Below are 17,404 nucleotides of genomic sequence, written 5' to 3' on the forward strand. Positions count from 1 at the left end.
GTTAACCGAGCGTGCCATTTTCGCCGTCTCAGAGTGCAGTCGGTGCTGATGTGAATCTGAGGCTGCAAAAATCGACGTCTCAAGAAAGGGATATCGCTAGGTCAGACTAATGTGTTAACCGAGCGTGCCACTTTCGACGTCTCAGAGTACAGTCGGTGCTGATGTGAATCTGAGGCTGCAAAAATCGACGTCTCAAGAAAGGGATATCGCTAGGTCAGACTAATGTGTTAACCGAGCGTGCCATTTTCGCCGTCTCAGAGTGCAGTCGGTGCTGATGTGAATCTGAGGCTGCAAAAATCGACGTCTCAAGAAAGGGATATCGCTAGGTCAGACTAATTTGTTAACGGAGCCTGCCACTTAGCGTCTCAGAGTGCAGAGTGATGACACGCGTAACTCGATGTTTTCGACTTAACCCTGCGCGCCCTTCCCCACATGTTAACAAAAGTTTAGAAATCGTTGCTTTGCTATCTATTCGCTTCTTCAAAAATTAACTAAAATGTACTATGTGAAAGCGCTTTATTAAAGCTAATTTTTAAAGGGGGACACAACCAAAACGCATCACAAGTTTAGCTACATTTGATGAAATCAATCCCATGTAATTACTAAGAGAGGATGTCCATGATGATGATGATGACACGCATGCAAAATGTTAATTGGCTACATGAACAGAAAAAAGTAGTGTTGATTGTAGTAGCTATGTTTATTGCGATCATGTTGCTTATGTTTGCACAGCCAGTGAAAGCCGCATCGGCGGGAATTGTGAACAATGAGCTCAAATATGCAACGAACGGTGACGAGATCTGGGCACAAGGCGGCTGGACGATGAAGGAAGGAGACACGTACTATTGGTACGGTCTCGACGCATCGGAACCCATGAATTTGCCCAATGGTACACTCAATCCAAACTGGAAAAAGAAAGTGAGTGCCTACACGTCCACAGATCTTATGACTTGGACAGCGCATAGGGAAGTTGTCGACTTTGATTCCATTGCTGCGTATCGCACAGCGAACCCGGGTACGACTGTCCCTGCTTTTGATACGAGTAACTGGTTCGGTAGGCCGCTTGTTCAGTATAACAGTGAGATGGGTAAATATGTGATGTACCTGGAATGGGGCTGTTGCGGGTACCGGGCTTCCATTTCAATTTGGTATAGTGATTCACCAGTGGGTCCGTTCGAATTCCAGCAAGTCATTCCTAATCCAGGGGGTTACTACGGAAATGGCGATCTGGGTTCGATTTTCACCGACGATGACGGCACTACGTACATTACGCAAACCGTGGATTGGAAACTACAATCAGACGGCATCACACCTGACTATAACTCCGGGATTTATATTGGCAGAGTGGGCACAACATTCAATAATAATAAATATGAGATCAATGTCACACCTGTGGTACTCTTTAAGTCAACTGGCCCTAATAAAGAAGCGACTTCATTGTTCAAAGTAGGATCCACGTATTACATGCTGGCTTCGGAGACCAACGGTTGGAAATCGAGCCCAACGTATTACTATACCGCATCAAGTATAACCGGTACTTGGAGTTCTGCGACTAAGGTGGGGACAACCGCTTGGAATGGAACAACTTACGCGGGAACGAGTCCTACGGGTGCAAATTCTTTTGATACGCAAATTGATCAAATCCTACCGATTCAAGGAACAGCGGGAACGACATATATGTATATCGGAGATCGTTGGAGCAACATGAAAGAGAAGGGCGCTATTGCAAGCACGGGACCTGGTCGTAACCAATGGTATCCATTGACCTTCGATAGTGCAGGCAAGCCTATTATTAACGGTTATCAAAATTGGAATATCGACTTGGCAGCTGGAACATGGAGCCCTGCTACGCCTACTTCTTCTATTAATACGCAATTAACCTACGCAATTGTCAATGGTAATTCGGGTAAGTCGCTTGGCATTTCGAGCAATCTTACGAGTAATGATGCGACGCTTCAACAGAGTCCTTATACCGGAGCAGTCAGCCAATCCTGGAAGCTCCTTCATATTGGGGGCGGCTATTACAAAATTCGGAACACGAACAGCGGATTGTACATGGATGTTAGAAATGAGTCGACAGCAGATGGCGGTCAGAGCATCCAATGGACAGCTAATGGCAACAATAGTCAGCAATGGCAGCTAGTTGACGCAGGCGGCGGCTACTATAATATCAAGAACCGCAACAGCGGCAAGATGTTATGTATAAGCGGGGGTTCAACGGATGACAGTGCTGCTGTGGTTCAGTGGTCTGGATCAGGCTCGGCCAACCAAAAGTGGCGCTTCGACGCAGTGGCTCCCATTGATTTGACCAAGACCTATGCGATTGTCAATCGCAATAGCGGTAAGTCATTAGGCACAGTAAGCAACGCTGCAACGGCTGGTACGAATGTCGAACAGCGCACTTATGCAAGTGCGGCAAGTCAGTCCTGGCAGTTCGAATATACGAACGGTTATTATAAAATCAAAAATGTAAGCAGCGGCACTTACTTGGATATTAGCAACGCTTCTACGGCTAGCGGAGCGAACAATATCATTAACACAGCCAGCAGCTCCACCAGCCAGCTATGGCAGCTAGTTGATGTAGGCAGCGGCTTCTACAAACTTAAAAACGTAAAAAGCAACTTGATGCTCGGCCTAGACGGCGGCAGCATGAACGACGGTGCACTAAATAAACAATGGACAGAGTCCACTTCTTTGAACCAAAATTGGAGCTTTACCGTTCTTAATCCTTAATGGGTATGTTGACCGGAGACACGTTACATGTCTTCGGTTTTTAATTATTTTCTAATAAAAAGTTGATTTTATACTCCTTTCCGTTGATTTTTTGTATATTCTAGACGGGCACGTATACCCTAAACTGAGAATGTAGGCGTTCTGTAGTTAAATCGTAGAAGGGTTGGCTAGGTATGACACGATTATTCTTCAGAAGCACATATATGCCTTTTACGTATAAAATGATGATTTCTTATCTCTTGCTTGTACTGGTTACTGACATAGCGATCGGCTACGCCTCCTATACGATGCTGGTTAAGTCTCGTACGGAAGTCGCACAGACGGGTATTCGTGCAGCACTGGAGCAGACGCGCAATAATGCGGATTACCGAATGGCGGAAGTCCAGCGAATTTCGGACCAATTGTTTGGCAACCTGCCCTTTCAACGTGCATTGACGAAACACGGCGATCGAGCATCGATGTACTTAACTGTCATCGACGAAGTGATTCCGCTGCTGCAAGCGCCGCTTGATCTGTTCGGCAGTCCAATTCGGCTGACACTCTACGCAGTCAACCCAGATATCGGTGAATCAGCAAGCTCTTCCGACACGACGCCAATTACCAGAAGTGATTATTTTATACATCACTTTTCTGCTCTGCAGAGCAGTCCCTGGTTTCAAAAGCTGGAGGCCGAAGGCGTGGATAATCTCTGGTTTCAGGCTGATGAGGATCGAGAGCCTGGCAACGTATCACTTTTTCGCAAACTCGTCTTATTTACTGACTATAGTACGGTCATTGGTTACATAAAAATTACGGTTAATCTCGATAGTTTGCTGGGCAACATCGTCAAATATCCAGAGCAAGGACTTGGCTTGCGTTTCTATGACCAGCGAACAGGTTCTACTTTGTTTGAGCGGCTTCCCAATAACATTGGCACTACGTATTTGAATCTGCGTGAAGAAATTGTAGGCACTTCGTTCGCCATTGAAGTTCGCGTGCCGCACGATTATTTGAACAAAGATGCCAAACGGCTCCAAGTGACGATTGGGCTGATCTGCGCAGCAAGCTTTATCGTGATGGGGATTATCGGGTTTGTCGTAGCGACGTTGTCTGGACGAAGAATGAAACGAATTGTCTCCTTCATTACATCCATGAAAGAAGGAAAACTGGATCGCCGGCTTTCTGTGAGCGGTAACGACGAGTTTGAACTTATCGCCCGTTCATTCAATAACATGGCGAGCAGTATACAGCAGCTTATTCAAGATGTGTATAGTCAAGGGGTTCAAAAAAAACAAGCGGAGCTTGAGGCACTGCAAGCGCAAATCAATCCGCATTTTCTTTACAATACCTTATCGGCTATCAGTAGTCTAAGTAATTTGGGCAAGACTCGTGAGGTAACGGAGATGGTTAAGCTGCTCTCCCGATTCTATCGATTGACATTGAACGAAGGGCAAGTTCTTATTCCGCTCAAAAAGGAATTAGATCAAGTGGGCGCGTATCTCGACATTCAGAAGGTCAAATATGCGGATGCTTTTCAAGTTTATATTGACATGGACCCCGTAGTTAAAGATGTCCAGATCATCAAATTGTTGCTGCAACCCTTTGTAGAAAATGTGTTTAAGCATGCTTGGTTTGAGGAAACGATCGCGATTCGTATTACGGCGAAGCGGATAGGGGAAAGCCTAGAGCTAAAGGTTATTGATAACGGTATCGGGATGCGACCAGAAACGGTTCAGAAGGCACTTCAAGGTGGAGCACAATCGAACGCTTATGGACTTAAGAATGTGAATGAAAGAATTAAACTTCGATATGGCGCTGATTACGGCGTGCAAATAGCTAGCGTTTACGGCGGCGGGACAACCGTCCAGATTCTGTTGCCCTTTCATATGAATGATTTCCCAGAACTGGACGTGTCGAGTTATACTCGCAAACACACATGAATGAGTGGTGAGATATTATGAACATTAACATTTTGCTTGTCGATGACGAAGCGATTGATTTGGAATGGCTGCGAGTAAGGGTTGAGGCTACGGATTGCCAAGGACTGCGAGTTGCGGGAACGGCAAAGAGTGGTTTCGCCGCCCTTACCTTAATGAAACAGGAAAGAATGGATATCGTGCTATCGGATATCCGTATGCCGATTATGTCGGGTTTTGAATTCGCGCGAAAAGCTAGAAAAATAAATCCAGAAGTTCGGATTGCTTTTATAAGTGGACATGAAGATTTTGGCTATGCGAAGGAAGCCATACAACTAGAGGCATATGACTATTTGTTAAAGCCTGTTGATGACGATGAGCTGGCCAAGATGATTGCTGGTCTTTGTGCCAAGGTCGAGGAGGATCGTCGCCTCCATTCCTCTCTTTCTGAGGCATTGCCGTTTGTACAGCGAGAATTGCTGCTGCGCTGGTTCCAGGAAGCATCTCCGGGTATTGCCGAAGAGCGGGTGGCCGAGTTTGTGTCGCCTTTTATCGAGAAGGGTACAGCGGTGGCATTGATTGAAGCAGATGACTTTGAAAGACATTCGAAAGATATGACCGTAGAAGATCGGCGTGCATTATGGACAAGCATCGAGCAGCACCTGATAGAGAGTGTTCAGACTAAAAGACTGGGGAGCCTGATGAATGGTTACGCGAATAGGTTCGTTCTTTTGGCAACGTGTGGCGCCGATATAGGAAATGAACTTGAAGAACTGATTCGTTCGTTCGGTAAGTCCTTCCCATTCACCCTAACCATTGGGCTCGGCGTTCGTGCATATAGCGAGGATGAGCTTCATCAGTCCTATCGTCAAGCGGAAATGGCGCTTAGTATCAAGTGGGTTCTGGGCAAGAACAGAGTGATTCGAGATGTAACCTTTCAGCAACCCGTTAAGGTGGGGACAGTGAATAGTGAACAAATCTTCGAAGAAGTTTTGCAAGCTATACTCGATTATGACCTGGTGAAGATTGATGATGGATTAACGGCGATCTTCCGCCCTGATTTAGCGCCGCATCGCAAGAGCGAGGCTTATGATCTGATCAACCGAATGACGTCGAAACTACATGGCGATTTACAAAAAATAAATGAGAATTTGTATGAACTTCTGAATTGGGAATCCCATCAGCCGGATGTGCTATTCGAATTCGAGACGATGAATGATATTGTATCCTGGCTGCGCAGAAGATTTTTCGAATTGTCTGAACTGCTCTATGTGAAAAGACGGAAACAGGACCGTAAATTGATCGCAGAAATTAGGAGTTATGTAGAAGAACGCTTGGAGAACAAAGTAACATTGAAAGAAGTTGCCGCGCGTTTCGACTTTACACCTAACTATCTAGGCCATTTGTTTAAAACAGAAACGGGCATGGGGTTCAGCGAATTTATGAATGACATCACCATGAAGCGAGCTTGTGAGCTTCTGGATAATCCTCGGTTGAAGGTGTATGAAATCGCAGACAAAATTGGTTATCGAAACGTCATTTATTTTAACCGCTCTTTCAAGCAGGCTATAGGTATGTCGCCAAGGGAATATCGCAAAAAGAATAAAATTTAAAGCTCGTAATGTGAGGAAGATTGAACAAGAGAGGGATTCATGCAATCATGGTGATGTTTTCAGAAAATGGGGGGAACTGTGGAGCTCCCGTAGTTGCGACTTCCATTGTCATAGACGGCAATGGAACTGGAAAAATTTTTGAAGGAGAAGGTGTGGTTAGCGGCGGAGGTGGAAATACTCGTCTGTTGATCGATTACCCAGAACCTTATCGCAGTGACATTCTGGATTATCTCTTTAAGCCTAATTTTGGAGCGGGTTATACCCATTTAAAAGTCGAGGTTGGTGGAGATGTCTTTTCCACGACGGGAACAGAGCCAACTCACGCGAGAACGAGGGAGGAGCTTGCCCATCCGAATATGCACCGCGGCTATGAGCTTTGGTTAATGAGCGAAGCAAAGAAGCGGAATAAGGCGATCAAGCTGGATCTTTTGCAGTGGGGAGCCCCTGGATGGCTGAACGACTTTGACATCAACGTCGGTAGTGATAACGCCAACTATTACGCTAACAACAATAGCAAGTATGCGATGTACTCCCAGGATAATGCGGATTATTTGGTCAGTTATATAAAGGGAGCCAAAAGAGAGTGGGGCTTGGATATTGACTATGTGGGAGGCAATCAAAATGAAAGCTTTGTTGGGCTTGATTTAGTTGACCCTAGCGACCCGAACAGTCCTTCGTATTTAAAGAACTACATCGTCCATATCTTGAGACCCACACTTGATCGAAATGGCTTACAGCATGTGAAAATTGTCGCTCCTGACATTGGCGGCAGGGAGCATGAGCCCTATAACCCAAGATCACCTTGGGCTTTTGTTGATGAAGTCCTAGCTGATCCTGCGTTGAAGAAGGCGGTATCCGTCATTGGATACCATTATGTGAAAAGTAGCTCATCGGAATCGGCTCAGAACGCTGGGTTGACGCTTTGGGAGAGCGAGGGCTGGACAGGAAGTGGCGAGTGGGCGTGCACGAATGGTCAAAAGGGTGCGCTTGATTTGGCTAAAATCATGAATAATAACTATATCAATGCCAAGGTCACCAAAACCAATGTTTGGCATATGATCTCCTCAACGTATCACAATTTGTCATTTCCGAAGACAGGTGTAATGGTTGCCGATGAACCTTGGTCAGGTTATTACACCGTGATGCCAGCGGTCTGGGCTGCTGCGCATACGAATCAATTTGCTCAGCCAGGTTGGAAATATCTAGACAGCGGGTGTGGTATCACGACAGGAGAGACCTCGTATGTCACATTCAAGCAGCCAGATGACAGCGGTCATTATAGCATCATTGTGGCAACCGGCAGCTCGGAGGAGACCCTGACAGTCAAGCTGACAGGGGGCTTGTCGACCGACACGGTTCACGTGTGGAAATCGAATGGCGTGCAACAATTTATGTCATTTTCAGGTTGAATTGGAGAGCTGCAAAGTGGGTGAAACGCCGACATATACATCGGATGTTGAAGGTGTATTTGAAGTTGCCGACAAGTTTGGCGGCGGTGGCAAAGCTTTACGTCAGGTTGTGGTGGGTCCTATGAAGCAGTGGGATGCTTGGATGACCCCTCGAATTAGATATGGTACCCATACACAATGGGGAGACCTCAATTGGACGGACTATGACTTCAGTTCGGATGTACTCATTGAAGGTCCCCAAAAAGATAGTTACGGAAATGAAAAGCCCGGAACAGTAGCCATTATTGGACGAGCAGGCAGTAAGCCGCGTCAATGGATTAATGACACCTTGATTACTGGTTATAAACTGCAGGTTGATCAGACGGGCAATTGGAGCTTAAGAATCACTGACCCGCTTAAGGATTCCGACACCATTCTCGCATCAGGATTTGAGCCTTTTTCAGCAAAGACATGGCATCATTTACAACTAAACTTCAGTGGCAGCCTTATCAATGGCTATATAGACGGTAAGCTTGTTGTATCGCTCAACGACAGCACGTATGCTTCGGGCCTAGTAGGACTGGGAAGCGGCTATAACTATGCACAATATGACCAGATTTCTATTAAAAATAGGCCTTAGGCGGCGTATTTAAATGAGCAGCAGTGGAGCAATCCGCTACTGCTTTTTTTATTCCAGCTGCTACTTACATAGCCTTGCAAAATATAAAAGATGTTCGTTGATTTTGTATACGTTTTTGTTGTTCTGCTAAATGATATCCATTTCGCCATCCCTTTATAATAAGAAACAGAGAGAGAGAGGAGTAGAGACATGATAAAAAGACAACAAAGATTTTGGCATGAGCTAGTGAAGAATAGAACTCTGCTGCTCATGATAATGCCAACAACACTGTTATGTTTATTGTTTTCCTACATCCCGATGGCTGGGATCGTAATTGCTTTCAAGCAGTACAACTATACAGGCGGTATTTTTGGGAGTCCATGGGTAGGGTTTGATAATTTTAAATTTTTCTTTCAATCCGGTAACGCTTGGCTGGTAACGCGTAATACAGGGTTGTATAACATTGCCTTTATTATACTCGGGAATATCCTGCAAATCGGAGCAGCGATTCTACTGTTTGAAGTCGGAGGCAAATGGTTTCGCAAAATTATCCAATCGGCCATGTTCCTGCCTTACTTCATCTCTTGGGTAGTCGTCGGCTCGATCGCCTACAGTTTCTTTAGTTACGACATTGGCGCACTGAACAACTTGATGACATCGCTCGGCATGGAGAAGATCGATATCTACAATACGCCGGCCTACTGGCCTTACATTCTGCTATTCTTCCACACTTGGAAGTCCCTCGGCTACGGTATGGTGATGTACTTGGCCGCGATTACAAGCATCGATACCGAAATGTACGAAGCGGCCGAAATTGATGGAGCGAACGTGTTCCAGCGTATCTACCACGTGACCCTTCCCAATTTGATACCGACGACGACGATTCTCGTACTGCTATCTGTTGGTCACATCTTCCGCGGCGACTTTGGTATGTTCTACAACTTGGTTGGCAACAACGGGATGTTGTTCTCATCAACAGATGTTATTGATACGTTTGTCTTCCGGTTATTGATGACGACCAACGAAATCGGCATGTCAGCCGCAGCGGGTGTTTATCAATCGGTTCTCGGCTTCGTGACCATTCTGATGGTCAATTATGCAGTACGTAAATACGATAAGGATCGCGCTTTATTCTAAGCGGAGGAGGACAATTCATATGCAAGCAACAGCCGTTAAACGCGGCCTACAGAAGGATAGACTCCTTCTCTCCGCCATCGGGTACGTCATTCTGATTTTCATGGCCTTACTATGCATCATTCCATTTTGGATCGTGCTAGCATCCTCATTCACGGATGAAAACACGATTCGATTAAGCGGATATAGTCTGATCCCAAAATTATTTTCGACCGAAGCGTATCGGGTTATATTCGAATTTCCCGAAGCTATTCTTAGAGCATATGGCGTAACCATTACGGTTACGGTTGTCAGCACGGTGCTCGGCTTGTTCCTAACAGCAATGACCGCTTACGTGCTATGCCGCAAAGACTTCAGATGGCGCAACCATTTCGCTTTTTACTTCTTTTTTACCACATTGTTCAGTGGAGGGCTTGTCCCGTGGTACTTGTTAATTGTTAATTATTTGGATCTAAAAAATAACTTGATCGTCCTTATTCTTCCCACGTTAGTAAATGTATTCAACATTCTCGTCATGAGGTCGTTCATGAGTGGAATTCCGGATGCCATTTCCGAGTCAGCCAAAATTGATGGTGCCGGGGATTTTCGTATCTTCCGTAGTCTTATTCTTCCGCTTTCCAAGCCCGCGTTGGCAACAATCGGTCTGTTTATCGCGCTGAGCCACTGGAATGATTGGTATATGGCCTTGCTCTTTATATCCGACGAGAAGCTAATGCCGCTGCAGTATTATTTGTATAAGATGCTCGGCAATCTGGAGGGCATGCGTGACGCTATGCTCGGATCTGGAGGCGGCATGACAGTGACGATTCCTGGTGAAAGCTTGAAAATGGCGATGACCGTCGTCGCGACAGGCCCAATCATTCTTGCTTATCCATTCATCCAAAAGTACTTCGTAAAAGGATTAACGATTGGTGCAGTAAAAGGGTAAACTCAGGGAAACCTGATTATCAATAGGAAAGACAACTAACAGAATGAAAAGGGGTAGCATCAAAATGAAGAGATTAAAATCTATGAGTCTTGTGTTGACAAGTCTTTTAACAGCGTCAATCATGCTTAGTGCCTGCGGTAACAATGAGAAACCGAACAATGCCCAAAGTACGGCCTCTACAAGTCCAAAAGACGCTGCCATCGATACGTCGAAAGCCGTTGACTTGAAGATGATCATGCTCGGACCGAAACCGGCCGATTATGACCTCGTATTCGGAGAAATTAACAAGATTTTAAAACAAAAAGTAAACGCTACACTCCAAACGGAGTTCTTAGATTGGTCCGATTATAAACAAAAGTATCCGCTTAAATTTGCAGCAAACGAAGACTTTGACCTTGTCTTCACTGCGAACTGGTCATCATACGCAGATCAAGCTAATAAAGGCGGCTTCCTTGAGTTGAAAGACGATATGCTAGCCAAATACGCGCCAATAACTTGGAAAACGATTGATAAAGTCAAGTGGGATCAAGCGAAAGTGAAAGGCAAGCTTTACATGATCCCGTACAACATTCCGAATGAATACAAGGAAAAGACCATTATTTACCGTGAAGACTTACGTGAGAAGTACAGCTTGCCGCCAATTACGGACGGTGCTTCGTTTGCGAAATACTCGGATACGATTGCCAAAAACGAAAAAGGCGTTACGCCATTTGGCGCTACTCTAGGGACTGTCCACACGTTGGATACGTTGTTGTTACTGCAAAAGAACAACTGGAAGCAAATTGATGGCACGCCGTTTGCTTACAATGCAAATGATGCAACGGGCAAAGTGTTTAACATTTACGACACGCCGGAATTCAAAGAACTTCTAACTTACTACAAAACGCTTGCAGAGAACGGCTCTTGGATGAGAGATGTGCTAACTTACAAAGGCAGCCAAACAGAAGATTTCAAAGCGGGTAAAATTGCCTCATACTCACATACATTGTCTGCCGCTGCTTCTGCTGTAAATGCTGTGAAAAGCTTGCATCCAGATTGGAAAGTCGGAATCGCGGATATCGCTCCAGATAGCAAGAAATCAAACCCTATTTCAACACAAAATGGTATGTCTATTCATGCAACGTCGAAATTCCCTGAGCGTTCATTGATGGTGCTCGACTTGCTGCAAAATGATAAACAGCTTCACGATCTGATTATGTATGGTATCGAAGGCACGCACTATTCGGCTGTCGGTAACGATCAATACACGAAATTGGACAAATTCGCTAGCTTTAACACGTTCACGAACTGGGGCTTCCAGTCCACATTGAACCGTACAGAGACGACATACCCGCAAGCTGCGAAAGACATCGAGGCGAAATGGAAACCACAAGTTATGCATTACAAACTTGAAACGTTCGTATTTGATACCTCGAAAGTTGTTAATGAAGTGTCAAATGTCAGCAACGTAATGACGCGTTACGGACTGCCGCTGGAATACGGTCTTGTGAAAGAGACTGACAAAGGATTGACGGAGCTGACATCACAGCTTAAGGCAGCAAATGCTGAAAAAATTCAAACGGAAATTCAAAATCAAATTAACACGTTCCTAGCTGAAAATAAATAAGACCCGTACCCGTAATCGTAACCCGGAAGAAAGCGCCTTGTTTGGAGGTGTCTAACTTTCGGGTTACTCTTTGAGTACAGGACTAATAGAGGAAAGAAGGCATCAAGAATGAAGCAAAAATTTAAGCATACGCTTCCGGTCAACGGCTACCCAGAGTGGAACAATAATCCTGAAATTTTTGAATTGAATCGTATGAAAGCACACGCGACACTCATGCCTTTCGACTCCGTGGCAGAAGCGCTTACGAATGACCGCCAAGCTTCTCGTCATTATGTATCACTGAACGGCACGTGGAAGTTTGCTTTCGCGGAGTCACCATCGGAGCGGATTACGAATTTCTATGAGATTAGCTTTGATCATCGGGGATGGAATGACATTCATGTACCTGGACACTGGCAGCTTCAGGGGTACGATTATCCGCAATATACGAATTTTCGCTACCCGTGGGAGACTTCAGAACCGGAACTAGCTCCTCCGTTTGCACCTACGAAATATAATCCTGTGGGATCGTATACACGTACATTTACGGTGCCAGAGTATTGGCAGGAACAACCTGTTTTCATCAGTTTCCAAGGCGTAGAGTCGGCATTCTACGTGTGGGTCAATGGCGAGCTTGTGGGCTACAGCGAGGATACATTTACACCGGCTGAATTCGATCTTACTCCTTACTTAAGGGCAGGTGAAAATAAGCTTGCGGTCGAAGTGTATCGTTGGTGCGATGCCAGCTGGCTGGAGGATCAGGACTTCTGGCGGTTGAGCGGTATTTTCCGCGATGTGTACCTGTATACGGTGCCTAAAGCGCATGTGTACGACTTCTTCGTAACAACGGAGTTTGACGAGGCGTATCAAGATGCAGAGTTGAAAGTGAAAGCGACGCTGATGAATTATTGGGAGGTCGATTTAGGTGCAGTTACGCTGGAGGCACAGTTGTATGATGCGCAGCAGAGCGCTGTGTTGACAACGCCGATGAGGGTAACTACATTGCTTGGCAGCAGTCATGCAGAAGCGCAAGTAGAGGTTTCAGCACATGTCACCAATCCGCTGAAATGGAGCGCAGAGGAGCCGCACCTCTACATGGTTGTGCTGAGTCTGAAAGATGAGAATGGGGAACTGCTGGAGACGATCTCCACACAGGTGGGCTTCCGTAAATTCGAGATCAAAGATGGACTCATGCTAATCAACGGACAACGCATCGTGTTTAAAGGCGTTAATCGTCATGAGTTCTGTATAGATGATGGCCGCGTGATGAAGATGGCCGACATGTTGACAGACATTAAGCTCATGAAGGCCTACAACATCAATGCTGTGCGTACGGCCCATTATCCCAACAACCCGCTTTGGTATGAGCTATGTAACGAATATGGCTTGTACGTCATTGATGAAACCAATCTGGAGTCGCACGGCACTTGGCTCGGTAGTCAGAATGAAATGCTTCCGAATATTGTCCCTGGCAACAAACCAGAATGGACAGCGAATGTTATTGACCGTACGAATGCTATGATGCAACGGGATAAGAATCATCCTTCTATTGTAATCTGGTCGCTTGGTAATGAAGCGTTCGGTGGTGATAATTTCGTACACATGCATGATTTCCTGCGCGAGGCAGATCCGACAAGGATCGTTCACTATGAAGGTGTTGTGAATTGGAAGGAATCGGCTGCTGCGACAGATGTGGAAAGTTACATGTATATAAGACCTGAAGGATTGATTGCGTATGCGAATCAGAGAGGAACGAAGAAGCCGTATATCTTATGTGAGTATAGTCATGCTATGGGTAATTCTCTCGGCGGCTTGCATCTATACACGGAATTATTTGATAAGTATCCTGTGCTGCAGGGCGGCTTTATTTGGGACTGGGTTGATCAGAGTCTCTGGCAAACAGACGCGGAAGGTAAGGTTTATAAGGCGTACGGTGGAGACTTCGGTGAATCACCGCATTCCGGCAATTTCTGCGGCAACGGGCTTCTACTTGCTGACCGTTCCGTTTCCCCGAAATTAATGGAAGCCAAGAAATGCTATGAGAATATTGTGATTACCGAAGTCGATACTGCGCAAGGTATTTATCAGGTGAAAAATAAAAACCTGTTCACAAATTTGGACGCCTATTTGCTTCAATGGACGATCGCTGTAGATGGTGTTGTATGTGCGGAAGGCAATCTAACTGTATCCGTCGCCCCTCTTGAAAGCAAGGAGATTCAGCTCGCGCTGCCGAAGTACGAACCCAACGGAGAAGCCGTGCTTACCATCTCCTTTGTAACGAAGAAAGCAGAGAAATGGGCGGAAGCGGGTCATGAAATAGCATTCGAGCAATTCGTGCTTCCTGTCGGGAAGCCAGTTGAAGCTGTGATTGAGGCTGCGAAGAGCTACAATCCGGTTTATATGGCCGTCAAATCTGGCACGCTAATGGTAAGTGGCAAAGGCTTCACAACTGAATTTGATACGGTAAACGGCAGCTTGGTTTCCTATATCGTTGGAGGTTGTGAGCTCCTCAAGGGAGCACTAGTACCGAACTTCTGGCGTGCCTACACGGATAACGATCGTGGGAATAAACAGCATGAACGCTGCGCGACATGGCGACATGCAGGCGAAGAACGCACGCTCCGCTCGTTCCGTTGGGAGTTGCTTGCTGATCGTGTTATCGTACATGCAGCCTATGTGTTGCCTACAGCATCAGAGTCGTTTTGCTCGATCACGTATACGGTGTTTGGTAATGGAACGATCCGAGTTGAGCAGCAGCTTGTGCCCGGCAATCATCTCCCAGAAATTCCTGAAATCGGCATGATGTTTCGTATGGACGGTTCATTCACGGACCTGTCGTGGTACGGTAAAGGGCCGCATGAATCCTATTGGGATCGTCAGTTGAGCGCAAAAATTGGACTGCATCGAGGCAAAGTTACCGATCAGTTCGTGCCTTATCTACGACCGCAGGAGTGTGGCAACAAGATGGATGTCCGCTGCGCCGCAATCTCAAATCCGAGCGGTGTTGTCCTGCACATGACAGGTGAACCTACCTTCGAGCTAAACGTATTGCCCTATACGCCATGGGAACTAGAGGCCAATGACCATGTCTATAAGCTGCCGGCAAGCGATAAAACGGTTGTACGAATCAATTATCGTCAAATGGGTGTTGGCGGGGATGATAGTTGGGGTTCAAAGCCGCATCAGCAATTTTTACTGCTTGCTGACAAGACTTATTCCTACAGCTTTACGCTGCAAGGGAAGGTAAACTAGTATAAAAGCATATTGAGCTTACGAGTGACTTCGTCACTTGTAAGCTTTTTTGTATGGCTCGTCGCCGCCGGGAGAAGCTCGCTAGGAGCGCTGTAAGTCGAAAAATTCGAGTTACAGCAGCAGAATGAGGCGACGTGGGCGCTGTAGGTCGAAAAATTCGAGTTACAGCAGCAGAATGAGGCGACGTGGGCGCTGTAAGTCGAAAAATTCGAGTTACGGCAGCAGAATGAGGCGACTTGGGCGCTGTAAGTCGAAAAATTCGAGTTACGGCAGCAGAATGAGGCGACGTGGGCGCTGTAGGTCGAAAAATTCGAGTTACAGCGGAGTAGCGGAGCCGCCGTCTGCCGCCCATTTTTATATGCATAACTTCTATTGTATTTGTCTTTTAATTAGAAAAAGGAAGTGTTATTTCAATCGTCGTGCCTTTGTCTACTTCACTTTCAACTTTGATGTGACCAGAGTGATTCTCAATAATCTTCTTACTTACCATAAAACCTAATCCGGTTCCTTTCTCTTTCGTTGTATAAAAAGGTTGCCCTAATTTGGAGAGCACCTCATTGGGAATTCCGCAGCCTTGGTCAATGAGACGAATCTTCATTTCTTGATCATGATCGCTGTGGATTTCTATCGTTATTTTTCCCCCGTTTGGCATGGATTCGATGGCGTTTTTGATGAAATTAATAAATACTTGCTTCAGTTGATTTTCATCACAGTAAAGATGAGTAACACCTGGCTTGAATTCAGCAATAAATTCAACATTGTTGAGAATCGCTTGAGAATCTATCAATGTCATCACTTGACTCAATAACACACGGATATCTTTTCGCTCGTATTTAATCAATTGAGGCTTTGCCAATATTAAAAGCTCACTAAGAATCATTTCAATTCGTTCGATCTCGGACGTCATGATATCAAAATACTTTTGTTTTTCTCCAAATCCGGATTGTATGAGGTGAATAAATCCTTTGATGGAGGTAATGGGATTCCTAATCTCATGAGCAATTCCCGCAGCTAATTGGCCCGCTACAGATAATTTCTCGGAGTTTTGAAGGTGAGCTTGCGCAATTTTCCACTCTGTAATATCCCTAAAGGTAACAGACCAACCTATCTGTGTTCCTTTACCATCAAGAATAGGTGAAGCGGTTAATACCACGTTGACCAAATCCCCATTTTTGTGTAAACGCATCGTTTCGGCACCAATGACAGATAGTCCCATTTTCACTCGTTCACGACTATGTTTAAACTCATCTACACAGGCAGCTGGAATAAAAGGAAGCAGATGTAATTCAGTGCCAATGACTTCATCCTTCGACCATCCGAAAATATGTTCAAATGCCTCATTTACCCTTAGTACATAACCTTCATTGTTAAAAATTAAAATGGAATCCGCATTATTTTCAATAAACGACTCCAGCTGCTCTGTTTTCGCTTTGAGATCCTCTTCCGCAAGTTTTTTCGCTGTTACATCACGGCAAATACCTGTGATTCCGATAATCGCTCCCCTTCGATCACGAAGTGGAGATAAGGTTGCTTCCACATGGAGGAGAGTGCCGTCTTTGCGCATGCGAGTGGTTTCCAATCCCACAACCGTTTCTCCCGCTCTAATTCCTTGATGAATGTTATTGATGGAACCTATAAGAAAGTCAGGGATGATAGGCAACTTACTGCCTTTAACCTCATCGGAAGACCATCCAAACAATTTCTCGAAAGCAGGATTTACTTCTAAAAGTGTATCCTCAGCATCGATCATCCAAATCGCATCTGCATTATTTTCGATAAACGACTCCAGCTGCGCTGTTTTCGCTTTGAGATCCTCTTCGGCTAGCTTTCTTTCCGTAATGTCCTTGATTTGGCTAATAAAAAATAGGGGCTTCTTCCCAACATCCCTCATACAATTAATAACTATAAATACCCATACAATGAAACCATCTTTGTGAATAAAACGTTTCTCCAGTTCGAAATTATCCATCTTACCTTCTAAGAATAGATTCTTAATATGCAGAGATCTCGCTAAATCATCGGGATGCGTGATGTCTTGAAATGTCATATCAAGGAATTCGGATTCTGAATATCCGAGCATTTGAGATAAAGATGAATTGACTCGCAGCCACTTGCCATCTGTAGACAAGAAGGACATGCCAATCGGAGAATATTCAAAGATATGAGAGAACAGTTCAGGTTGTGAAAAGGTGAGATCCATTGCCATATATCCTCCAGCATTCACGTAAGTTTTATATTAAAACAATTGGACAATTGT

Annotated in this window: 10 protein-coding genes; 9 read left to right on the top strand and 1 reads right to left on the bottom strand. The window is 45.2% G+C overall.

Annotation, left to right across the window (positions count from 1 at the left end; translation table 11 throughout):
* Positions 1-618: 618 nt before the first annotated feature.
* The 9 genes from AC58QT_RS30160 (at position 619) to lacZ (ending at position 15,147) form a co-directional block, all read left to right on the top strand.
* Positions 619-2,733 carry an RICIN domain-containing protein gene (locus tag AC58QT_RS30160; protein WP_497412215.1) on the top strand — a complete coding sequence of 705 codons (2,115 nt, stop codon included), beginning with the start codon at positions 619-621 and terminating at the stop codon, positions 2,731-2,733.
* Between the two features lie 173 nt (positions 2,734-2,906).
* Entirely contained in the window at positions 2,907-4,652 is a 1,746-nt protein-coding gene (locus AC58QT_RS30165; protein WP_497412216.1) for a sensor histidine kinase, read from the top strand.
* A gap of 17 nt (positions 4,653-4,669) precedes the next feature.
* A complete protein-coding gene (locus AC58QT_RS30170) occupies positions 4,670-6,241 on the top strand; it encodes a response regulator transcription factor (RefSeq protein ID WP_497412217.1) in 1,572 nt (523 codons plus the stop codon).
* A 47-nt stretch (positions 6,242-6,288) separates the two neighbouring features.
* Complete coding sequence (locus AC58QT_RS30175) at positions 6,289-7,650, top strand: glycoside hydrolase family 30 protein (RefSeq protein ID WP_497412218.1); 1,362 nt, start codon at positions 6,289-6,291, stop codon at positions 7,648-7,650.
* Between the two features lie 16 nt (positions 7,651-7,666).
* On the top strand, positions 7,667-8,269 hold the full coding sequence (locus AC58QT_RS30180; RefSeq protein WP_497412219.1) for a LamG-like jellyroll fold domain-containing protein: 603 nt from the start codon (positions 7,667-7,669) through the stop codon (positions 8,267-8,269).
* Between the two features lie 189 nt (positions 8,270-8,458).
* A complete protein-coding gene (locus tag AC58QT_RS30185) occupies positions 8,459-9,385 on the top strand; it encodes an ABC transporter permease (RefSeq protein WP_497412220.1) in 927 nt (308 codons plus the stop codon).
* Between the two features lie 19 nt (positions 9,386-9,404).
* Positions 9,405-10,310 carry a carbohydrate ABC transporter permease gene (locus tag AC58QT_RS30190; protein ID WP_497412221.1) on the top strand — a complete coding sequence of 302 codons (906 nt, stop codon included), beginning with the start codon at positions 9,405-9,407 and terminating at the stop codon, positions 10,308-10,310.
* Between the two features lie 64 nt (positions 10,311-10,374).
* Positions 10,375-11,916, top strand: a complete 1,542-nt coding sequence (locus AC58QT_RS30195; RefSeq protein ID WP_497412222.1) for an extracellular solute-binding protein — start codon at positions 10,375-10,377, stop codon at positions 11,914-11,916.
* A 108-nt stretch (positions 11,917-12,024) separates the two neighbouring features.
* On the top strand, positions 12,025-15,147 hold the full coding sequence (gene lacZ, locus AC58QT_RS30200) for a beta-galactosidase, LacZ type (RefSeq protein WP_497412223.1): 3,123 nt from the start codon (positions 12,025-12,027) through the stop codon (positions 15,145-15,147).
* A gap of 385 nt (positions 15,148-15,532) precedes the next feature.
* Here the strand turns inward: lacZ and AC58QT_RS30205 are convergent, their stop codons facing one another.
* Complete coding sequence (locus AC58QT_RS30205; RefSeq protein WP_497412224.1) at positions 15,533-17,347, bottom strand: PAS domain S-box protein; 1,815 nt, start codon at positions 17,345-17,347, stop codon at positions 15,533-15,535.
* Between the last annotated feature and the right edge of the window lie 57 nt (positions 17,348-17,404).

This window comes from Paenibacillus sp. J31R109 (assembly GCF_059692055.1).